This is a genomic window from Acinetobacter sp. YH01025 (genome assembly GCF_013420185.1).
Taxonomy (GTDB): Bacteria; Pseudomonadota; Gammaproteobacteria; order Pseudomonadales; family Moraxellaceae; genus Acinetobacter; species Acinetobacter indicus.
In genome coordinates this window covers 61,371-82,183 of sequence record NZ_VOYR01000013.1, presented here as the reverse complement: position 1 = coordinate 82,183, position 20,813 = coordinate 61,371, and the positions used below count along the sequence as shown (strand labels likewise).

The 20,813-nt window shown below is 48.4% G+C and carries 18 protein-coding genes; 5 read left to right on the top strand and 13 right to left on the bottom strand.

Annotated elements, in window-relative coordinates; all coding sequences use genetic code 11:
* Positions 1 to 18: 18 nt before the first annotated feature.
* The 7 genes from FTT89_RS12720 to FTT89_RS12690 all read right to left on the bottom strand — a co-directional run bounded on the left by FTT89_RS12720 (position 19) and on the right by FTT89_RS12690 (position 10,003).
* On the bottom strand, positions 19 to 729 hold the full coding sequence (locus FTT89_RS12720; protein WP_180172869.1) for an alpha/beta fold hydrolase: 711 nt from the start codon (positions 727 to 729) through the stop codon (positions 19 to 21).
* A gap of 123 nt (positions 730 to 852) precedes the next feature.
* Positions 853 to 1,317, bottom strand: coding sequence for a bacterioferritin (gene bfr / locus FTT89_RS12715; RefSeq protein ID WP_005175934.1), 465 nt, complete (start codon positions 1,315 to 1,317; stop codon positions 853 to 855).
* A gap of 346 nt (positions 1,318 to 1,663) precedes the next feature.
* Positions 1,664 to 3,703: an NAD-dependent DNA ligase LigA gene (gene ligA / locus FTT89_RS12710; RefSeq protein ID WP_180172868.1), complete on the bottom strand. Its 2,040-nt coding sequence runs from the start codon at positions 3,701 to 3,703 to the stop codon at positions 1,664 to 1,666.
* Between the two features lie 93 nt (positions 3,704 to 3,796).
* The gene (locus FTT89_RS12705; RefSeq protein ID WP_180172867.1) at positions 3,797 to 4,885 is read right to left on the bottom strand and encodes a cell division protein ZipA C-terminal FtsZ-binding domain-containing protein; all 1,089 of its coding nucleotides are present in this window, start codon (positions 4,883 to 4,885) and stop codon (positions 3,797 to 3,799) included.
* A 1-nt stretch (position 4,886) separates the two neighbouring features.
* A complete protein-coding gene (smc, locus tag FTT89_RS12700) occupies positions 4,887 to 8,339 on the bottom strand; it encodes a chromosome segregation protein SMC (protein WP_180172866.1) in 3,453 nt (1,150 codons plus the stop codon).
* Positions 8,340 to 8,349: 10 nt separating this feature from the next.
* Positions 8,350 to 9,045, bottom strand: a complete 696-nt coding sequence (locus FTT89_RS12695) for a GntR family transcriptional regulator (RefSeq protein ID WP_005175922.1) — start codon at positions 9,043 to 9,045, stop codon at positions 8,350 to 8,352.
* 148 nt (positions 9,046 to 9,193) lie between these two features.
* On the bottom strand, positions 9,194 to 10,003 hold the full coding sequence (locus FTT89_RS12690; RefSeq protein WP_075167580.1) for a sulfite exporter TauE/SafE family protein: 810 nt from the start codon (positions 10,001 to 10,003) through the stop codon (positions 9,194 to 9,196).
* Positions 10,004 to 10,032: 29 nt separating this feature from the next.
* Here FTT89_RS12690 and FTT89_RS12685 point away from each other — a divergent pair, with 29 nt between their 5' ends.
* The gene (locus FTT89_RS12685; RefSeq protein WP_180006850.1) at positions 10,033 to 10,791 is read left to right on the top strand and encodes a biotin--[acetyl-CoA-carboxylase] ligase; all 759 of its coding nucleotides are present in this window, start codon (positions 10,033 to 10,035) and stop codon (positions 10,789 to 10,791) included.
* A 9-nt stretch (positions 10,792 to 10,800) separates the two neighbouring features.
* On the top strand, positions 10,801 to 11,559 hold the full coding sequence (locus FTT89_RS12680) for a type III pantothenate kinase (protein WP_016659855.1): 759 nt from the start codon (positions 10,801 to 10,803) through the stop codon (positions 11,557 to 11,559).
* On the opposite strand, the gene FTT89_RS12675 is transcribed toward FTT89_RS12680, so the two are convergent.
* On the bottom strand, positions 11,546 to 12,112 hold the full coding sequence (locus FTT89_RS12675; protein ID WP_005175903.1) for an alpha/beta hydrolase: 567 nt from the start codon (positions 12,110 to 12,112) through the stop codon (positions 11,546 to 11,548). The two genes, FTT89_RS12680 and FTT89_RS12675, sit on opposite strands and share 14 nt — an antisense overlap.
* Before the next feature lie 171 nt (positions 12,113 to 12,283).
* The gene (gene ffh, locus FTT89_RS12670; RefSeq protein ID WP_005175901.1) at positions 12,284 to 13,693 is read right to left on the bottom strand and encodes a signal recognition particle protein; all 1,410 of its coding nucleotides are present in this window, start codon (positions 13,691 to 13,693) and stop codon (positions 12,284 to 12,286) included.
* Positions 13,694 to 13,831: 138 nt separating this feature from the next.
* On the opposite strand from ffh, the gene FTT89_RS12665 reads away from it, so the two are divergent.
* The 3 genes from FTT89_RS12665 to FTT89_RS12655 all read left to right on the top strand — a co-directional run bounded on the left by FTT89_RS12665 (position 13,832) and on the right by FTT89_RS12655 (position 16,732).
* Complete coding sequence (locus FTT89_RS12665; RefSeq protein ID WP_016659852.1) at positions 13,832 to 14,641, top strand: inner membrane protein YpjD; 810 nt, start codon at positions 13,832 to 13,834, stop codon at positions 14,639 to 14,641.
* A 213-nt stretch (positions 14,642 to 14,854) separates the two neighbouring features.
* On the top strand, positions 14,855 to 15,646 hold the full coding sequence (locus tag FTT89_RS12660) for a hypothetical protein (RefSeq protein WP_180006851.1): 792 nt from the start codon (positions 14,855 to 14,857) through the stop codon (positions 15,644 to 15,646).
* Between the two features lie 141 nt (positions 15,647 to 15,787).
* Positions 15,788 to 16,732: a tRNA-dihydrouridine synthase gene (locus FTT89_RS12655; RefSeq protein ID WP_180006852.1), complete on the top strand. Its 945-nt coding sequence runs from the start codon at positions 15,788 to 15,790 to the stop codon at positions 16,730 to 16,732.
* Between the two features lie 82 nt (positions 16,733 to 16,814).
* Here the strand turns inward: FTT89_RS12655 and FTT89_RS12650 are convergent, their stop codons facing one another.
* The 4 genes from FTT89_RS12650 to FTT89_RS12635 form a co-directional block, all read right to left on the bottom strand.
* Complete coding sequence (locus tag FTT89_RS12650; RefSeq protein ID WP_180006853.1) at positions 16,815 to 17,219, bottom strand: NUDIX hydrolase; 405 nt, start codon at positions 17,217 to 17,219, stop codon at positions 16,815 to 16,817.
* A gap of 78 nt (positions 17,220 to 17,297) precedes the next feature.
* Entirely contained in the window at positions 17,298 to 19,763 is a 2,466-nt protein-coding gene (locus FTT89_RS12645) for an AI-2E family transporter (RefSeq protein ID WP_180057510.1), read from the bottom strand.
* A gap of 180 nt (positions 19,764 to 19,943) precedes the next feature.
* Positions 19,944 to 20,309 carry a 5-carboxymethyl-2-hydroxymuconate Delta-isomerase gene (locus FTT89_RS12640; protein ID WP_016659848.1) on the bottom strand — a complete coding sequence of 122 codons (366 nt, stop codon included), beginning with the start codon at positions 20,307 to 20,309 and terminating at the stop codon, positions 19,944 to 19,946.
* A gap of 93 nt (positions 20,310 to 20,402) precedes the next feature.
* Positions 20,403 to 20,747: a zinc ribbon domain-containing protein YjdM gene (locus FTT89_RS12635; protein ID WP_016659847.1), complete on the bottom strand. Its 345-nt coding sequence runs from the start codon at positions 20,745 to 20,747 to the stop codon at positions 20,403 to 20,405.
* Between the last annotated feature and the right edge of the window lie 66 nt (positions 20,748 to 20,813).

Here is a 20,813-nt window from a genome sequence, read left to right as displayed (position 1 = left end):
GCTGAAGGGTCAGGAGAGTTACTCTAAATAATCAATAATTTTCTGTGTAACCACATCTGTTTCAAACAACGGGATGCCATGCGAGCCAGAAATCACTTCCACCTGAAGATTTGTTGCAGCTAAATTCTGTAAATCTTCTGCAACTTGGCAAGGAACCAGCTGATCTTCATGTGCCAGCAAATGATATTGTGGAGCCGGATAATTTTTTAAGATGGTCACCAGATTAAGCTGTTCCAGCAAAGCTAATCCCTGTTTTAACAAGGTTAGAGATTGCGGCTGGATTAAACTTTGTAATTTCTGTAAATCCTGCCGGCTCTGGGCACTACCCTGACAGACCAGATAACCAAAACGTTTTAAGGTCGCGGCCGCATCTTTGGCAAAGCCCTGTTTAAACTGCTGAAAAGTCTCGGGAACCATCCCGTGGGGCCACGCGTCTTGCGCAACAAAACACGGATTCGAAGCCAAAGTAATGAGCGCTTGCGGCGCCTGTCCGGATTGCGCCAGTGCATCGGCCAGTAAGGTTGCCAGCTGCCCACCCAGAGACCAGCCCATCAGCACGCTATAGCCTTTGGCCCGTTCCAGCTGCTGCTGGAACTGTACCGGATCCGCCGCATTAAAAATGTTCAGGACATCGACCTGAATGCCGTGTTGCATTAGGCTATGTTGTACAGGCTGTAACAGGCCGGTTCCTCCGCCCCATCCGGTGATCAAAAGTATACGCTGCTGCATTGTGCTGTCCTTGTTTCCATCTAGTCGCAGTATAGTAAAAATAGCGACGCCTGCACTGCATCAAAATCGCCAAATCTCGACCATAAAAAACCCGGCCAGTGCCGGGTCAATGTTGGGTTGGGCTTACATTTGCGATTGAATGTAGTTCTGCAAACCAATGAGTTCAATTAAACGCAACTGTTTTTCCAGCCAGTAAGTATGGTCTTCTTCGGTATCTGACATTTGCTGACGCAGCATGTCACGGGTGATGTAATCGCCCTTGTCTTCTGCCAGCTTAACACCTTGGGCCAGTTTTTCACGTACCTCATACTCTAGCTTTAAATCGGCTTTTAAGCAGGATAGTACGTCGGTACCGACGTCAATATCATCACGTTGCATATTCGGAGTGCCTTCAAGGAACAGAACCCGGCGAATCAAGGCATCGGCATGTTGTGATTCTTCCTGCATCTCATGGTCGATGCGTTCATAAATCTTGCTCAGGCCCCAATCTTCATACATACGCGAGTGAATCAGGTATTGATCACGAGCAGCCAGTTCGCCACCGATCAACATATTTAAATAGTCTACGACTTCTGGATTGCCACGCATTTTCATTACTCCCTTACGAATACGCTCATTATGGCGAAAGCCAAGCCAAGTTGCAAAAGATAATTTGTGTAAATATATGATTTTTATATAATTAAAATGAGAAGCATGTGCATTTACAGTTCTGGATTCAAACTTTTCCACATAAAAAAGAATTGCTTGCGCACATTTGTCTGATTTTTCTGCAACCCAAACACACAAAGCGGCAAATTTAGAATTTTGTAACTATCAAAAACGGTTCTTATTTCTGCGGTTTTTACGATTTTACTGCTGTGCTTTCTCTGTTTTGACCTATCACCAGATTCAGGCAGCAACCACTCAATCTAGAGAGCGGTTGCCTGCTGTTCTGTTAGCCCTGGGTCTGGCCATATTCAGCCATCAGGCTCAGAAACTGATCTTCATTCATGACCGGAATACCAAGTTTCTCCGCCTTCTCCAGTTTGGAACCGGCTTTTTCACCCGCCACCAGACACTTGGTTTTACTGGAGACACTGCCACTTACCCGGGCGCCGAGCGCCTGTAGCATTTGAGTGGCTTCATCACGGCCCATTTTGCTTAAAGTACCGGTAATGACCCAGCTTTCACCATTTAACGGCTGACGGGTCGGCGCCAGCGGTGCATCCCAGTGAATACCGGCCGCCAGTAAACGGTCCAGCACTTCCAGGTTATGCGGTGCCTGGAAAAAGTCCAGAATCCATTCTGCGGTAATATCGCCGACATCCGGGGTTTTCTTGAGCGCCTCCAGATTGGCAACACGTAAGGCATCCAGCGTCTGGAAGGTATTGGCCAGCATCCGCGCGGTGGTTTCGCCGACACCTCGAATCCCCAAGGCATAAATAAAAGCGCCCAGCGTGGTTTTTTTACTGCGTTCAATTGCATCGAGCAGGTTTTGTACCGACTTTTCGCCCATTTTTTCAATCTTGAGCAAGGCCTCACGATGTTCATGCAGATGGTAAATGTCCGAAACATCCTTGAGCAGATTCAGATGCAGTAATGATTCTACCCAGCGATCACCCAGACCTTCAATATCCATGGCCTTACGCGAAACAAAGTGACGGATGGCCTCAATCCGCTGCGCTGCACAGTACAGACCACCGGAACAGCGTGCCAACGCTTCGCCTTCCGGCATCACCACCGGCGAATCACACACCGGACAGCAGGCAGGTAGCTGTACGGTTTCAGCCTCCGCCGGACGAAATTCCGGCCAGACTTTTTCAACTTTCGGAATCACATCACCGCTGCGATAGACACTGACCGTATCGCCAATCCGCACATCTAGACGATGGATTTCACCAATATTGTGCAAGGTGACATTAGATACCGTCACACCACCCACTGCCACCGGATTCAGGCGTGCCACCGGGGTCAAAGTACCGGTACGGCCCACCTGCCAATGAATATTTTCAACTGTTGTCAGCGCGGCGACTGCCGGGAATTTATAAGCAGTGGCCCAGCGCGGTTCGCGGCTTAAAAAGCCAAGCTGCTGCTGCTGTTTCAGGTCATTGACTTTAATTACCATGCCGTCAATTTCGACACTCAGCTGCGAGCGTTCCTGATTGATCTGCTCATAGACTTCTTGCACGGCCTGAATGCTGTCACAAACAAAATGACGCTCACCCACAGCAAAACCAAGCTGATGTAACCAGTCCAGGCTTTCGGACATGGTGTTCAGGCCATGATGCGGCACGCACTGGGCAATGCCATAGGCATAAAACGCCAGTGGACGTGAGGCCACAATTTTCGGATCCAGCTGGCGCAAGCTGCCGGCCGCAGCATTACGCGGATTGGCAAAGGTCTTTTCGCCTTTGGCCAGATTAGCGGCATTGAGTTTTTCAAAACCCGATTTGGGCATCAGCACTTCACCGCGCACTTCCAGAAACTCCGGAATGCTGTACTCCGCTGAAGATAAGATTTTCGGCAGGTTGCGAATGGTTTTAACATTGTGAGTAATATCTTCACCGGTTTCGCCATCGCCGCGGGTCACGCCGCGCACCAGCACGCCATTGGCATACCACAAGGAAATCGCCAGCCCATCAAATTTCAGCTCGACATCATATTGAATGGTCTGGTTGGGTAAACGCTCTTCGGCGCGGCGGGCAAAGGCAAACAGTTCATCCTGGTTAAATACGTTGCCCAGAGACAGCATTGGTACCGCATGGGTGACGCTTTCAAATTTGCTTAAAGGCTGTCCACCGACTTTATTGGTGGGGGTATCGGCCTGAATCAGATCGGGATATTGTTGTTCTAAGGCTTTAAGTTGATGAAACAGCTGATCATACTCACTGTCTGCAATAACAGGCTGATCCAAGACATAATAGGCATGATTATGCTGGGCTAAAATCTGGATCAATTGGCGCATTTGCGCCACCACATCTGCATGTTGAGTCATACGTTCACCATAAAAAAGGGCGGTGATCCCGCCCTTAAAAAATTTTGTCGCTTGGCCGTATTATAGAAACCGGAGGCTGTGGTTTCAATTCAGTTATGCCAGCGAAGCCTGACCTGCGCGATAATCAATCGCCTGATGACGCCAGTGTTCGCGTAATTGCGGGGTTAATTCCAGATGGTTCTGGTCATACACGGTGCCATCAATTTCACGGGCAATCAGACCGGAAATGCTGATCATGGTATCAAAGGCATTTTGCACATCGCTATGTGGCAGGGCCAAGAAAAAGGCCAGACCTTTGACCTGTTCATTCGACAGGGTTTCCAGATCAAAACCGTCGGCGCCGTTGTCGGTAATTTGCAGCACTGAGAACAGCAGTTTGGAACCATCTTCGTTATAACGGTGGAAGCAGGACATTTCACCAAAGCGCAGACCATATTTAAGCAGCACTTTCAGGGTTTTCTCCCCCGATAAAATCCGGCGTTCCGGGAAAATATTCAGGGCAATAAATGATTCTGCAGTGGCCAAAGCGCTTTCATCATCTACCAGTTGCTGTTCATGCAGATGCGCATCCAGAATACTGCTTTCTTCTTCAAATTCACGAATATCGGCTTTTTCAATCTGGCTGTTGAGGCTAAATTCAGCTGGCACAGTTTCCGTTTTTTCGGTATCTACCCCAGCTTGAGTCTGTTCAGTCAATGCTGATTCAGGTGCAGATTCAGCAGCATGGGCTACAGCAGTCGCGGCAGCGGTAGTAGATGCATCAGTCTGGGTGGTTTCGGTAGAAGCCTGTTCTGCCAGATTTTCTGCCTTTGCTTCTACCTCATTTTTGGCTGCAGGTTCAGCATCTACAGATGCTACGGCCTGCGCTTCAGTTTTCGCCTGCGCTGTTTCGTTCGGCTCAGTCAGCTGCGTTTCAGTCATGGCCTGTGGCTCAATTTTGCTGTTTGGCTCGACGGCAGCAAGATCGGCATCGCCTAACGTCGGTTCTACGCGCTGGGCCGGTTCAGTCTGCAACTGATGACGGACATGACGCGGAATGATCGGCTGCTGGCTATCGGCATTGACCTGCAACTCGGAATCCAGCGAAGGTGCTGCATCGGCCGGTTTTTTCAGGATCATTCTTAAACCGAAACCCATAATAATGAGCGCGATAATAATCCCAATGATTGTGGTGATTTCCATGTTATGCCTCCGCGACTAGACCGTATTCTGTAGCATCTTCTAGATTTACGCTGACTAATTTTGATGTTCCCGGTTCAGGCATAGTAACACCTAATAAATCGGTTGCCATCGTCATTGCCAGCTTGTTATGTGTGATATATATAAATTGCACCTGTTCGGACAGTTCCTGGACCAGGTTACAGAAACGTCCGACATTGGCATCATCCAGCGGTGCATCGACTTCATCCAGCACACAAAACGGCGCCGGATTTAAACGGAAAATGGCAAAGACCAGTGCCAGTGCGGTCAGTGCTTTTTCTCCACCCGACAACAGCGCCAGTGAGCTGTTGCGTTTACCCGGTGGTCTTGCCATTAGTTTTACACCCGATTGCCAGTCATCTTCAAGACTTAAACTGGCTTCACCACCATTAAACACTTTGGGAAACAGCGCCTGCAGTTCGGTATTAATCTGGTCAAAGGTGGTCATAAACAGCTTGCGCGTTTCCTGATCAATACTTTTCATGGCCGCCTGTAACTGGGCCACGGTTTTTTCGAGATCTTCAATCTGATGGCTCAGTTCGGCATAACGGGCTGAAACTTCTTCATATTCTTCTGAAGCCGCCAGATTCACCGCACCCAATTTATCAAACTGCGCCTGGGCTTTTTCCAGCTGCTGCTGATGGGCCGTTACATCAATGTTCAGCCCCGGAATCAGCTCGCTGTTTAAGGCTTTCAGCTGTTCGGAATAATGCTGCAAGTCAGATTTGGCCGCTTGCCAAGCCAGACGTTTTTCTTCCAGCTGGCTACGCAGTTTTTCATCCTGCTGCTGCTGTTGATGGCGCTGCTCGGTCAGCTGCTGCTGTTTGCTCTGAATCTGGTTCAGTTCCAGCTGCCATTCATTCCAGGTCTGTTGCAGTTTTTCAGTCTGCTGCTGCTGTTCGGCAAACTGGCTGGCCAGCGCCGGCAATTCCAGCTGCACCGGATCGACAAACTTTTTCGCCTGCTCCATTTGTGCTGCAATCTGCTGATGCTGGGTCTTTAAAAAACCACCATCTTTTTCCAGCAATTCCAGCTGCTGTGTGGCCTGCACCGACTGGCGTCTTAACAGTTCCAGTTCCTGTTGCTGTTGCTGATATAGCTGCTGCGCCTGCTCCAGTTGTGCCGTTAATTCTTCCAGCTGGAATTGCAGGGTTTTATAGTTTGGCAGCGCCTGTTCCAACTTGAGACTCAGCGCATGCAGATCAATTTCCAGATCATCTTTTTGCATGGCATCTTCTTCCAGCTGCTCCTCCAGTTGCTGCAGCTGATGCTGTAATTGCTGCTTCTGCACGGCAAAGGCCTGCGCGGCGCTCTGGATTTTGGCAATCTGCAGATCCAGTGCCTGCAATGCCTGCTGCTGCTGTTTCAGCTGCGCCTGTTGTTCATGAAGCTGTTGCTGCAGCTGCTGGCACTGCTGTTGGCTGATGTTAAAGTCCTGTTCGGCCTGTTGCAACTCGGCCTGTTTCTGACTCAGTAGCCCATCAATTTCTTCCAGACGGATGCGATGGCTTAAAGCCCCCTGCGCCGATAGTGAGGCTTCATCAAACAGTAAACCAATGACCCAGTCCGGCCCGACCTGATAGCCATCTAGGGTTAGAATGCTCTGCCCAGCCTGTAACTTGGGCTGTAATTGCAATGCCTGCGCCAAATCCTCAGCCAGTGCCACCTGTTGCCATAAAGAAGAAGATGGCGACTCAATCCAGTCCGCCAGACAGCTTAAATTCGCCAGCTGAATCGGTGCGTGCTGGGCAGCAGGTTTTAACTGACGTGCCAGACTGTCCTGAAAGTTATCTTCTGTGTCAAGCATCTGCGCATTCAACCATTTGGCCAGAAACTTCTCAATTAATGCCGCATGCGGTTTGGCAGCATCGTTCAGGGTTAGCACCTGCATTAAGGCGGTGTGCTGTAACTGCTGTTTGGGGCTGTTTTTAATCAGTAGCTGATTCAGGTTTTTCTGCTCGGCCTGGAGCACCTGAATTTCCGATTTCAGTTCAGTACTGCTATTTTTATGCTGATTCAGCAGGCTGTGTGCCTGTTGCAGCTGCTGCTGTTGCGCCTGAATCTGCTGCTCCAGTTCGGCCAGCTGCTGGCTTAACTGAGCTTTGTCCTGGTTCAGCTGTTCGATTTCATCTTGCTGGGCCTGACTTTGCAGCGAGCTGCTCTGCTGCTGCAAGGTGTCTTTTTGCTGTTCAATCCGGCTGATATTTTTTAGCAACTGTTCGCTCTGGGCCAGCATTTGCAGTTTTTGCTGCTGCTGTTTTTCCACCTGCGCCTTAATCTGCTCAAACTGCTGCTGCACCTGTTGCTGCTGGGCTTTGAGCTGCTGCACAGCCTGTGCCTGCTCTTGCGTGCTTTGCTCGGCCTGTTGCAGCTGCTCGGTATACTGTTCCTGCTGGCTGAGTACTGTTTCTAGCTGCAGATCAATCAGCTGCAGACGTTCTTTGGTCTGGGCTTTCTGTTCCTGCAACTGAGCCAGCGTACTGCTGTTTTGCTGGACCAGCGACTGTTTCTGCTCCAGGGTCATTTTCAGCTCAGCCAGTTTCTTTTCAGCCTGCTGCCATTCATTCTGTAATGGTGTCGACTGCTGAATCAGACGCTGGAACAGCTCACTGGTATTGCCCAAATCATGTTCCAGCGTGCTTAGCTCGGAACGGGTCAGCTTGAACTGTTCGCCCAGTTCGGTCATCTGCACAGTATATTCCTGCTGCAAACGGCTGCTCTGCTCGCACTGGAACGATAAAATTTCAATTTTGATGCTGCGAATCTGGCTTTCTAAAGTCTTGTACTGCAGCGCAGTTTCCGACTGGCGTTTTAGGGTTTTGAGCTGGCCTTTCAGTTCACTGGCAATATCTTCCAGCCGCGATAAATTCTGGCTGGTATGGTCCAGATGCAGCATGGTTTCACGGCGACGGGCCTGATAACGCGATACCCCGGCCGCTTCTTCAATAAATACCCGCATCTCTTCCGGTTTGGCATCGACCAGACGGTTAATCATGCCCTGTTCGATAATGGCATAGGAGCGCGGCCCCAGACCGGTGCCAAGGAAAATATCGGTAATATCACGGCGCCGGCATTTGGTGCCATTTAAAAAATATTCCGACTTGCCATCGCGGTTAACCTGACGGCGCACCGCCAGTTCGGTATAGGCGTTATAAGCGCCACCCAGCTTGCCATAGGTATTGTCAAAGCGCAGTTCGACACTGGCCATGCCCACCGGTTTACGCTTGGCGGTCCCGGTAAAAATCACATCCTGCATGCTGCCGCCACGCAGCTGACGCGCGCTGGATTCACCCATGACCCAGCGAATGGCATCAATCACATTAGACTTGCCACAGCCATTGGGGCCGACCACGGCCGTCCGGTTGGCTTTAAAATGTAAGGTGGTACTATCGGCAAAAGATTTAAAGCCGGAAAGTTTTAAGCTGCTTAAACGCATAATGTCCCGATCAACGGCGTGAGCGGCGTGCCCAGGCCAGTTCAATTTGTTTCATACGGGTCAGAGATTCCAACACCAGATTGCGCAAGTGTCGACAAAAATCATCCATAAATAAAGAGGCTTGTTGTGATTTTCGGATTAAAATTGCATCAATTACCAGTTTAAATAGATCAAACGATTCCTGTAACTCCCGACGTGACGTATTCAGGGTTAAAAAATAGCTGCGCCGTAACGACGGCAGCAACTCTTGATAGAATTTCATCAGGTACAGATTGGCCACCATATCCTGCTGCTGGGCCAGGGTTTGGAAAATTAGGTCATAAAATTTTTCGGTATGACCCTGCCGGTATTCGGCCTCAATCTGCTCCATCAGCTTTTGCAGCTGTTCAATTTCATGATGACGCCAGGTTTCCGCAATGCGCTGTACAATCTGCCCCAGCAGCAGACTGCAGGTATCAAACAGGGCGCGCACCTGCTGGGCCGACATTTCCGATACAATCGCGCCGCGCCGCGGAAAAATTTCAATCAGATGGGTACGTTCCAACAGCAGCAGTGCCTCACGCACCGAACCGCGACTGACATCCAGCTCTTTGGCAATACGCAGTTCCTGAATGCGCTCGCCCTCTACCAGCTCGCCACTAATAATCTGCTCGCCGATATGTTTTGCAATCTGTTCAGATAGACTGTCTGTTTCTTGTTGTTGCATACTGTTCCTGTGTTATTTTTATACCATGCGCGCAGTTGCAGCGGGTCTTTCTTATTGTCTTTTTTACTGGCTTAGCGACCAAATTTCCATGACATTGTCCGACAATTTTCTGTCGCTATAGCCAATTTTCAACCACACCATCAAGCGCTTAAAAATAAGCGCTAAAGCCCTGGTAAATAAAATACAGACCGACGGTGGTCAACAAACCTGAAAAACATTTTTTTAGCATGGCCGGTGACAAAATATGTGCAACTTTTGCGCCAAGCTTGGCGGTAATAAAGCTCATCACGCTAATGCCAATAAAGGCATATAAATGTACATAGCCCCAGGTATTCGGCACGCTCACCTCAGACTGCTGGCCAAACCAGACAAAACCCAGAGCGCCGGCAATAGCAATCGGCAAGCCACAGGCTGCAGAAGTGGCAACTGCTTTTTGCATCACCACACCACAACGGTTCAGGAACGGTACGGTTAAGCTGCCGCCGCCAATCCCGAAAATGGCCGAGGCAATCCCAATTCCGCCACCGGCCAGCATTTGCGCACCGGTTGAAGGCAACTGACGTGAAGGATCAACCGGGGTATTTGAACCGCGGAACATGCGATAGGCCACCCACACCGCAAAGAACCCGATTACCAGCTGCAAGCCCTGCCCCGACATTAAATCGGCAATCCCGGCGCCAAAAAATGCACCCAGAATTAGGCCGGGTGCCAAATTGCGAAACACATTCCACATCACCGCACCTTTTTTATGGTGCGCCGTGACCGAACTGATGGAAGTTACGATAATGGTCGCCAGTGAAGTCCCGACCGCCATATGCATAATCACGCTAGGATCATAATTCAGCTGGGTAAATACAATGTACAAAATTGGCACAATAATTAAGCCACCGCCCACCCCGAACAGACCTGCAGCAAATCCGGCAATTGCGCCAATCAGTAAATATATGATTAACTCCATAAATTATATTCCACTATTCTCAGATTCATATGGATGTAGAGACTCGACAGTTACAACAACAGCTCAGCGAAGCCGGACAGCTTCCTGAAGTCCTTATTTTAAAACCTGTGACTACATCAACCAATGATGATGTACGCGAGATTGCTCAAAAAGGAATACAGAGCGTTCTGGTCTGTAGCGCCCGACAAACACAAGGCAGAGGACAACGCCAACGGCAATGGGTGTCCCCAGAAGGAAACGTCTATTTAAGCACATTGCTAAATTTACGAACACCCGTAGATGGCCGTTTAGCCCTGGAAATTGCCTTAAATATTTTGCAGATGCCAAGCCTGCGCCAGCTGAACCTGCAGGTGAAGTGGCCGAATGATTTATATAGCCCGCAAGGCAAATGGGGCGGTATTCTGATTGAGCCCCTGTCGACCCAGCAGGTCATTGTCGGGGTGGGGATTAATCTGGCGCCAATTCCGGCCGAGCAGATTGATCAGCACGCCACTTCCCTGGCCGAATTGGGCCTAAATGATATTTCCCGGATTCAGCTGATTGCCGAGCTGTATCTGGCCATTCAGCAGGCACAAGAATGGTTTAACCATAACAGCTATCAACTGGCTTCACGTTTTAATCATCATGCCGCTTTTCAGCAACAGCTGGTAGAATTTGAACATCATGGCGGAGTGGCCCAGGGGCTGTTTTTAGGCATTCAGGATGATGGTGCGATTCAGATTGAAACCGCCTCTGGCGTTGAAGTGTTTTATCAGGGCCGTTTACGCCCGCAGATGCCGGGACAGTGAGCGCAGCACATGAAAAATTTATGGTTAGATATTGGCAATACCCGGCTCAAATACTGGATTACCGAACATCAGCAGATTGTAGAACATGCCGCTGAACTGCATCTGCAATCTCCGGCCGATTTACTGCTGGGCCTGATCCAGCATTTTAAAAGCCTGAACCTGACCCATGTCGGGGTATCTTCGGTACAGGACCAGAAAAACAATGAACGGATTCAGCAGATTTTAAAATTCCTGAATATTCCCGTGATTTTTGCGCGGGTACAGGCCGAATATGCCGGTCTGAGCTGCGGCTATGATATTCAGCAGCTGGGGATTGACCGCTGGCTGCAGGTACTGGCCGTAGCTGAAGCCGATAAAGATTTATGCGTGATTAGCTGCGGCACCGCGCTGACCATTGACCTGACCCAAGGCCATCAGCATCTGGGGGGTTATATTCTGCCCAACCTATATTTGCAGCGTGATTCGTTAATTCAGCACACCAAAGGCATTCGGATTCCAGAAGCAGCCTTTGATGACCTAAGCCCCGGCACCAATACCCTGGATGCCGTGCATCATGGCATTTTACTGGGGCTGCTCAGCAGTATTGAATATGTCATGCAGCAATCCCCGCGGCAACTGGTGCTGACTGGGGGGGATGCGCCGCTGTTTGCCAAATTCCTGCAGCATTACCAGCCCTTAGTCGAACAGGACTTATTGCTGAAAGGTTTGCAGCGCTATATCCAGCATTACTCCACAGCAAACGAGTCTACACCGCTTATTCCACAATAATATGAGGCAGTATCGCCTGCCAGACTTCCACCAGTTCGGTACAGCCTTGAGAGTCAATAAAATGGCCTTGATGCTGTGCCTCAATGGCTTTGGCATCCAGACTGCGCGCCTGCTCCAGACTAAATTTTGGCAGCACCCGGTCATCGCCAGCTGAGTAAATCACCACCCGATGCGCAATCTGGCGTTTTAGCAAGTCAAAATCAATTTTACAGGCATCAATAAAAGGATTGACCTCGTCCAGCCGGCCCAAACGGCCATTAAAGCCGGCCACCAGCACCACCTGTTTAATTTTCTGGGTTTTCAGTTTCTTGGTCAGAAAGTGCAAAGTGGCAATACAGCCCAGACTATGGGCAATGAAAATGGTATTTTCGTCAATCTCATCGATCTGCTCATCCATTTGCCGCTTCCACACTTCCAGAGTTGGCGTTGGCGATGGATCGAGTCTTAACACTTTCAGACTGGCTTTTTGCTGGTCGGCATATTCCTGAATCCAGGGAAACCAGTTTTCATCCGGACTGGCGGTATAACCATGTACCACATAAATTTGTGCCATTGTTGTGCTCGCTGTTCGTTCCTGATGCACATCAGTGTGCCCGAAACAGCGCGGCTTTCGGGTAAGCGTCTGTTGGGTTTTCTTAAAGATCACCGCAGCACGTTCGCTTGAATCGCTTAAAAATGGAGAGCAACAAAAAGGCGCACCCGGCGCCTTGTTGTTTTGAATCCCTTATTTTTTCGGTTCTTTACCACCGAACAGCGGGCCCATACCGCCGCCACCACCAAACTGCTTTTGCAGATTGCCCAATGATTTCATCATTTTTGCCATACCTGATGGATTGGCAAATTTCTTCATCATTTTGGCCATTTGCGCATGCTGTTTAATCAGTTTATTGACTTCAGACACATCCATACCACAACCGGCCGCAATACGTTTTTTACGGCTTGGGTTCATCAGGTCCGGATTACGGCGTTCTTTGACGGTCATCGACTGGATGATGGCCTCCATCTTTTTCACCTGCTTCTCTGGGTTTGCCTGTGCAATCGCATCCTGAATACCAGAGTTGCTCATGCCCGGCAGCTTGTCCAGGAAGCCCATCATACCGCCCATTTTGTTCATCTGTTCAAACTGCATCAGCATGTCTTCAAAGTTGAAGCTGCCGCCTTTTTGCAGTTTTTTCGCCATTTTTTCGGCTTTTTCTTTGTCGATTTTGCGTTCAACTTCTTCGACCAGAGAAAGCACGTCACCCATGCCCAGAATACGCTGTGCCACACGTTCCGGATGGAATGGCTCCAGGGCATCGAGTTTTTCACCCATCCCCAGGAATTTGATTGGCTTGCCGGTAATGGCACGCACCGACAGCGCCGCACCACCACGGGCATCACCATCGGTTTTGGTGAGGATGACGCCGGTTAATGGCAAGGCATCATTAAAGGCTTTGGCAGTATTGGCCGCATCCTGACCGGTCATGGCATCAACCACGAACAGGGTTTCAGTCGGGTTAATTGCCGCATGCAGCGCTTTAATTTCGTCCATCATGTCGTCATCGACATGCAGACGACCGGCGGTATCGACAATTAACACATCGGCAAACTGGATTTTTGCCTGCTCAATGGCACGATTGGCAATATCAATCGGGCGTTCATTGGCATTCGATTCCAGGAAAATCGCACCGACATCGCCTGCTACTGTTTGTAGCTGTTTGATCGCTGCTGGACGATAAACGTCGGCAGACACCATCGCCACTTTTTTCTTTTGACGTTCCTGTAAGAAACGTGCCAGCTTGGCTGCCGTGGTGGTTTTACCCGCACCCTGCAAACCGGCCAGAAGCACCACCACTGGTGGTTTTGCTGCAAGGTCAAGGCTCTCGTTGGCCTCGCCCATCATTTTGGTTAATTCGTCATAAACGATTTTAACGAATGCCTGACCCGGTGATAACTGTGTCATCACTTCCTGACCTAATGCCTCTTCCTTAACTTTCGCGATGAATTCACGAGTTACAGGTAACGCCACATCGGCTTCAAGAAGTGCCATACGTACTTCACGTAACGTATCTTTAATATTGTCTTCGGTTAGCTGCCCTGAGCCAGTAACATTTCTTAAACTCTGCGTGAGTCGTTCTGTTAAGGTATCAAACATTGCAAAATCCGCTTAAAATAGCCATCAGCAAAAAAATGTTTCTTAAAATAGAAAATTTATGCATAAGATGCTATAGGATACTGTAGTTCGCATCGAATTTATATAAATGAATATTCATCATCCTGAAAAAGGTTTGACATGAGCAGTCTCCCCTTGGTTTACACGATTCTGGCATTAATCGCTTATACCACTTCGTTCTGGTATTTATTTATGCATTTAATGTCCAAGCGTGCTCCAAACCATTGGTTTATTGGTATTGTGCTGGGCTTGGGTTTATGTTTGCACGCCGCTGTGCTGTATAACGACATGCTGCTGCCGATGGGCATTAACTATAACGTGTTTAACCTGATGTCCTTTACCTCAGGCTTAATGCTGTTATTAAGTGTGCTGTTTAGTACTTACCGGCCGGTGATTGCGCTAAACCTGATTGGGATTCCAGTGGCCGCAACCGGCCTGATTCTGGGGCATTCCTTTAGCGGTTTAAACCTGTTTGTCGAAAACAATTCTTTAGGTCTGGATATTCATATCCTACTGTCGTTATCGGCCTATGCGGTCTTGCTGATGGCCACCATTCATGCGGTCTTGCTCTGGTTTCAGAACCGGGAGCTGAAAAACAAACAGAAACGCCGGATTTGGGTGAATTTGCTGCCACCGTTTCAAGCCATGGAAGAGCTGCTGTTTGATATGCTGATTGCCGGCTTTATCCTGCTGACGCTGGCATTGGGTTTTGGTTTCCTAACCATTGATAACTTCTTTGCCCAGCACTTAGCGCATAAGACTGCCTTTAGTATTATTTCCTGGTTTATCTATGGCGCGCTGCTGTTGGGCCGTTATAAATTTGGCTGGCGTGGCCAGAAAGCCATTCGCTTTACCATTATTGGCTTCTTCTTGCTGGCGCTTGGCTTTATTGGTTCCAAGTTTGTGTTACAGATGATTTTGGGCAAGTAAGATTCTTTTGTTCAGTTTGCCACATTAAAAGCGTGGAACATGATAAATTATTAAAAAAGCCCAAGTAGCCGTACCTGAGCTTTTCACCATACAATAAGACTATGATTTATATGGAATAAAAAATAGTATTTCGTATAATCCGTATTATGTTAATTTTAGAGAAACTAAACTGATTCAGATTTAAAAAATAAACTCTATTAAAGAGAAAAAATAATGCAGCACAAAGTAATGGTCTCTATATGTTTGGTTTTTCTTATAGGATGTACACCTAAAGAAAAATCATATATTCCTCAGGAAGGAGATCTAGTGACATGGAAACAAAATCCACAACTCATTGTTAAAGCAAAACTTGGTCCGCGACGTGAACATATTCCAGATCGATTTGATTATGAATTCTATCGACCTGCACGTGAACATTACCTGGGACAATTTCCAATCGACTATGTTCCAGAAAAATTTGCACCGATTACACAAGAACAAGCTGACAGCTTGCCGATGCCTGATTCGAATCGACAATTACAGTTTGATTTAAAATTAAGCAATTTAGATTTTCAAGCAACAGATGGCTATTTACCTGATCATGATGACCAAGTGAGAGTCAGGATCGAAGGTCTTACCATAGATATGCGAGCTGAGAAATTAGACACATATAAGACATTTTTACAAAGGAAAGAATTTTTTAAGAAAAATTCAAAATTTGAAAAATATGGTCTGACTTGTTACCCAAAAAAAGTGGCTGATAATTTCTATGGTTGTTATGGGAAATCCAAAGAACAGGATGTAGCTGGTGTTTTATTGGATGTAGTTGCTTTAGAAAATACGGTAGATAATCGATTTGTTCAAATTAGAGGAGATAGTTATGAACCCAATAAATATGGAGGGATATGGGTAAAATGGGAAACAAATTTAAATAATTGGGACAAATGGCAAGAGATTGATAGCGCAATTTGGCGCTTATTAGGTACATGGAACTCTGCTCCATCACCTCAAAAACTAACTAAATAGTTCCCCATTTAACATAATGGCGATTATGCGAAATATAAAGGCTAAGCCTTAGCTCACTCCACAATACTTCAAAGACCTTTTCCTAGACATCTCGGTAAAAAAAACGTATAACACCGTTTTTCAAATTAACAGGTGAACGCGTTGAAACTTGTGCTTGCACCCATGGAAGGCTTAACCGATCCGATCATGCGTGATGTCCTCACGTCTGTCGGCAGCTTCGACTGGTGTGTGACTGAGTTTATTCGGGTCACCGACTCAATCCTGCCCGATCATATCTATCACAGCTATTGCCCGGAATTATTGCACGGCGGTAAAACTGTGGCTGGCACTCCGGTACATGTGCAGTTTCTGGGCAACAATCCGGACATGCTGGCCGCCAATGCGGTCAAAGTTGCAGCCATGGGCGCACCAGCCATTGACCTGAACTTTGGTTGTCCGGCCAAAACCGTAAACCGTCATCGTGGCGGTTCGGTTCTGCTAGATGAACCGGAAGTGGTACATGAACTGGTCAAAGCCGTGCGCGATGCCGTGCCGGCACATATTCCGGTTTCTGCCAAAATGCGCTTAGGCTATATGGATCGCAACTTCATGCTGGACAATGCCCATGCCCTTGAAGATGCAGGCGCCTCCTGGGTCACGGTCCATGCGCGCACCAAAGCCGATGGTTATACCCCACCAGCCTTTTGGGATCAGCTGGCCCCGATTCGTGAAGCCTTGAAGATTAATGTGATTGCCAATGGGGAAATCTGGACCAATGCCGATGCCAAACAATGCCAGTTAGAATCGGGCTGTGAAGATTTAATGATTGGTCGTGGTGCCGTCACCACCCCTGACCTCACCCAATGTATCCGCCAGAACTCTGATGCACCCTTACTGAGCTGGCAAGATCTGCTTGATTTGCAAATCCGCTTTATTCACGGTCCGGCCAAAACCGAAATTGGTATGCTGGGGCGTTATAAACAATGGCTGGGCATGATGTCAAAACATTATCCAGAAGCCAAAGCGCTGTGGGATGAGGTTAAACGCATCAAAAAGCTGGATGAAATTATTGCCACCCTGCAAGCCTCGCAACACACAGCACTCTAAACCAAACATTGTCGCGGCTGTTTACAGGGCTTGTCTAACAACTGTTTGATCACTTTTGTGTAATCATCTTGCAAGCCGCAGTTTAAAAACTCCGGCTGATGACATTGCCCTGAAAATTCAGACAATCTTCTACCCGAGTCCGCTGAACCGGCGCCAGTTGCGCCAGATCAAACCAGCGATATTCGGCATGTTCATCGCTTAGCTGAATCTGTGCATCCTCGGGCAAATGACAGCGAAAAATAAAAGCATGGGATTGCACCGCTGCATGAAAATACACACCCGACAAATACCCCACCTGCACCTGACAGCCAATTTCTTCCTGACATTCCCGAATTAAGGCCTCGTGGATGGTTTCCCCCATATCCAGCGCGCCGCCCGGTAAGCCCCAGTCCTGATCGGCATAGGTAGCTTTAAGTAACAGCACCTGCTGCTGGGCATTACAAATTACCGCATGCGAACTTAAGCGATAAAAATCATGAAAGGCCAACGAACTGCTCTCCCCTAGTTTTAAACGATAACCTAACGGCCAGATGCAAACGGCCGTATGTGGACAAGGATGCAATCATTAGGAATCTGTCACCACGGCCTGACTTAAATCGGCCTGGCCCAAACGCTGGATTTCCTCCAGCTTCTGTTTGCGTAATCGCTCACTGCTTAAGGTCTCCTGTAAATCCAGCGCCAGTGCTTTCAGCAAATCCAGATCTTCTTCAGACATCTGCCGCACCTGCTTGTCCAGAATACATAAGCTGCCTATGGCCAAGCCCTGTTTACTTTGAATTGGCACCCCGGCATAAAAACGGATTTTCTGTCTGGCCAGATGAGGATACTGCCGGAAGCGTGGATCACGCTGAATATCTTCAATAACCAGCGCTTCATTCTGATAAACCAGATGGGTACAAATCGACTCCTCACGGCGCTGCGCTGCGTGGATCGGCGACTCCACCGCTTCTGCCAGCGGACTGGCCGGAGTATGCACCTGCCCGGCATCGACCAGCGAAATCTGAGCATATTTCACATCAAAGGCCTGCCGTGCTTCTTCAATATACTGGCTGTAAATTGGCAGTAGTTCCGGCTGCAATAAATCCAGTTCATGCAAGGCCTGCAAGCGTTCAGGCTCATTCTCATGCAGCAGTGCCGCCGCCGGATTTTCCCCTTGTGCCATCAGCAGCATATCCATACTCAGCATCAGTTCATTCACACTATTTACCACCGCTTCCGGCTGAAACAGACGCTCAATCTCATCACGCAAATGCGTCGAGTGATTGCCCAGCAAGGCAAACACCAGTTTGATCTGCGGTTTTAGCGTGCGTATCCGGTGGTTCAACAGGCGGATTTGCGCCATCGGTTGCTGGTGGAAAATAGCGATACAGATGATGTCGGTCGATTCCGGCACGGCACTCAACACATCCGAGCGCGATTGAATCAAGGCATCGGCATGGCTACAGGCGGCAATCTTTTTCAGGTTCAGACCATGGGCCAGCATGGCAGAGGCCAGCACATCCACCTCCCAACGTGCCCCCAGACACATGACTTTGGGGTTGTTCAGTTCGGTCTGTAGCGGATATTGCTGCTGAAATTCATGATTAAACCGTTTTAAACCCTGATGCATGCGCAAACTGTGTTCGGCGCTGGCCTCGGTATTATGGACCTGCGAAAACAGGCAAATCGCAGGAATCGCCACTTCATCATAGAAATTATTGATTTTCCGGACCAGCGCTTCTTCATTCGTTTTTTTCGGCAGCTCCTGCTGGATATATGCATTAGCCACATCCAGCGCATCATGTACTTCATCGGCCACCAAACGCTGATAAAAACGTTCGGGCGGTGACAGCACCGGGGCACTGCCAATTAACACTTTGACAAAGCCCAACGCCGGAATATAGTGCGACAGCACCAGCAAACAGGCCGTTAACGGTGTTGATAAAATCAGACCAATTGGTCCCCAGATTAAGGTCCAGAAGGTGGCAGCCAGAATAATCGACAAGGTAGTCAGGCCGGTACTTTCGCCATATAACCACGGCTCAATGATGTTATTACTGATCAGCTCCAGCAGCAGAATCAGGCCCAGCGTCCAGAGGAACATATTCCAGCCTGGATCCACCGCAAAAGCCAGCGTTAACGGGAACGCCGCAGAAATGATCGGGCCGACATAAGGCACAAAGCGCAGCACCACCGCCAGCATGCCCCACATGATGGCCGCAGGCACGCCAATAAACCACAGTCCGGCTGCCATCGGAATGCCATAGGTGACATTGACCAGCAATTGCATGCGCAAATAGGTACCAATGCGCTGGCCGGCTTCATCTAGCACATCGGTACCAATATTCAAATTACCGCCAAGCAGACGCAACAAGCGGTCATGCAGATCTTTACGGCTAATTAAAATCAGCACCACAAATAAAAATACGATACCAATGGTGGCAATCGGGCTTAAAATCTTGCTGCCCCACTCCATGGCGGCATCGGAAGGACTTTGCTCCAGTCCGACCACCTTGACATTCTGCACACCCTTTTCCTGCTCGACCTGATTGATGCCTTCAAACGAGCTTTCCACCGTATCGAAAGTGGTTTTGGCCCCATCCCAGGCACTAGGGCCAGAGGTTAGCGATTTCACCGTATTCAGTTTTTGCTGAATGGTGTCCTGATATTGCGGTAATTCTTGACTTAAATCTTTGAGCTGAAAACCCAGATAACTGCCCAGTCCAGCCAGCACACTAATGGTGAAAATCATAACAATGGCAATCGACGGCAGCTGTGGCAGTCCCCATTTTTTTAACCGTGACACCAGCGGTTCCAGCAAAAATGCCAGCAAAATAGCCAGTGCCAGCGGAATCAGCACATCCTGACCAAAATACAGCGCCGCAATAATCACCGCGCTAATCACAAAACCGGCCATCACCCGGACAATATTCTGGGTTTCAATATCCCGCTTGACCCAACTGGCGGCAGATTTTTCCGGCTTCCAGTGATGGGGACGCGGCGGCTTCGCTTCGGGCTGGAGCAGACCCGGTTTATTGTTCTGTTTTCGCATGGCTGGGCACATCCTGTTGCTCTTTATTTATTATTTACGAGCTTCGGCTCTTTATTTCAAATAGATTCCTGTAAAAAAACGCCTAATTTCAGCAAGAAACAGCACAGAAGATGAAGATGGGAAAGTATTGAAAGCAGCAAAATGCCACATACACAACTGTGCCATTGCAAGGGAAAAATATTAAGGATGAATGATGGCTTTGCTGTAAATATCCGGGTCCATTTCCAGAATTTCGACACACAGTTGCAACGTCAATTCATTCTGTGGCGGTAGATAATCCTGCAACACCTCCAGCACGGTCCGGGAAATTTCCTGCTTTAGGGCGGTACTACGGCCTTTTAAAATCGAGATTTTGGCATGCACATAGGCCTGTGCGCTTTCATCCAGTCCAATCACATAGTCCTGCTGGCAGATGGCGCGGCTTTTAATATCAGAGGCATTACCAAACAGGCCATTCTCGACCAGCGTCCGGTTGATGCGACTGAGCAAGGGCTTCATTTCAAGCGCCTGCAGCTGATCTGAATATTCAAGATGGATATGTGGCATCAGCCTTCTCCCGACATGGTGCAGATGTGATCTTAAAAATTCAGGGTTTTACCCTGCTTCAAAGCAAGATAAAACCCAAGAGAAACAGTGCGATTATGCTTTTTTCACATATTCCGATTTCAGTTTAATTGCGCCAATACCATCCACTTTACAGTCAATATCATGACCATCTGATGCTTCTGGCAATAGGCGGATATTTTTCACTTTGGTACCCACTTTCACCACAGAAGATGAACCTTTAATTTTCAGGTCTTTAATCACCGTCACGGTATCGCCATCGGCCAGTACATTACCATTGGCATCTTTAATGATGGCGCCGGCCTCGGCTTCTGCCTGCTCCCCTTCTTTCCATTCATGTGCGCATTCAGGACAAATCAGCAAGTCACCATCTTGATAGGTATATTCGGACTGGCATTTTGGGCAATTCGGTAAAGACATAAAAACCTCGAAACGAGCAAAATAAAAAATATAAAGGTCTACTATAACATTTATATTTTTCATCAC

Bases quoted from the DNA above. Each gene is read 5' to 3' on its own strand.
- FTT89_RS12720 (WP_180172869.1), bottom strand. From the start codon at position 729: ATGCAGCAGCGTATACTTTTGATCACCGGATGGGGCGGAGGAACCGGC.
- bfr (WP_005175934.1), bottom strand. From the start codon at position 1,317: ATGCGTGGCAATCCAGAAGTCGTAGACTATTTAAATATGTTGATCGGT.
- ligA (WP_180172868.1), bottom strand. From the start codon at position 3,703: ATGACTCAACATGCAGATGTGGTGGCGCAAATGCGCCAATTGATCCAG.
- FTT89_RS12705 (WP_180172867.1), bottom strand. From the start codon at position 4,885: ATGGAAATCACCACAATCATTGGGATTATTATCGCGCTCATTATTATG.
- smc (WP_180172866.1), bottom strand. From the start codon at position 8,339: ATGCGTTTAAGCAGCTTAAAACTTTCCGGCTTTAAATCTTTTGCCGAT.
- FTT89_RS12695 (WP_005175922.1), bottom strand. From the start codon at position 9,045: ATGCAACAACAAGAAACAGACAGTCTATCTGAACAGATTGCAAAACAT.
- FTT89_RS12690 (WP_075167580.1), bottom strand. From the start codon at position 10,003: ATGGAGTTAATCATATATTTACTGATTGGCGCAATTGCCGGATTTGCT.
- FTT89_RS12685 (WP_180006850.1), top strand. From the start codon at position 10,033: ATGGATGTAGAGACTCGACAGTTACAACAACAGCTCAGCGAAGCCGGA.
- FTT89_RS12680 (WP_016659855.1), top strand. From the start codon at position 10,801: ATGAAAAATTTATGGTTAGATATTGGCAATACCCGGCTCAAATACTGG.
- FTT89_RS12675 (WP_005175903.1), bottom strand. From the start codon at position 12,112: ATGGCACAAATTTATGTGGTACATGGTTATACCGCCAGTCCGGATGAA.
- ffh (WP_005175901.1), bottom strand. From the start codon at position 13,693: ATGTTTGATACCTTAACAGAACGACTCACGCAGAGTTTAAGAAATGTT.
- FTT89_RS12665 (WP_016659852.1), top strand. From the start codon at position 13,832: ATGAGCAGTCTCCCCTTGGTTTACACGATTCTGGCATTAATCGCTTAT.
- FTT89_RS12660 (WP_180006851.1), top strand. From the start codon at position 14,855: ATGCAGCACAAAGTAATGGTCTCTATATGTTTGGTTTTTCTTATAGGA.
- FTT89_RS12645 (WP_180057510.1), bottom strand. From the start codon at position 19,763: ATGCGAAAACAGAACAATAAACCGGGTCTGCTCCAGCCCGAAGCGAAG.
- FTT89_RS12640 (WP_016659848.1), bottom strand. From the start codon at position 20,309: ATGCCACATATCCATCTTGAATATTCAGATCAGCTGCAGGCGCTTGAA.
- FTT89_RS12635 (WP_016659847.1), bottom strand. From the start codon at position 20,747: ATGTCTTTACCGAATTGCCCAAAATGCCAGTCCGAATATACCTATCAA.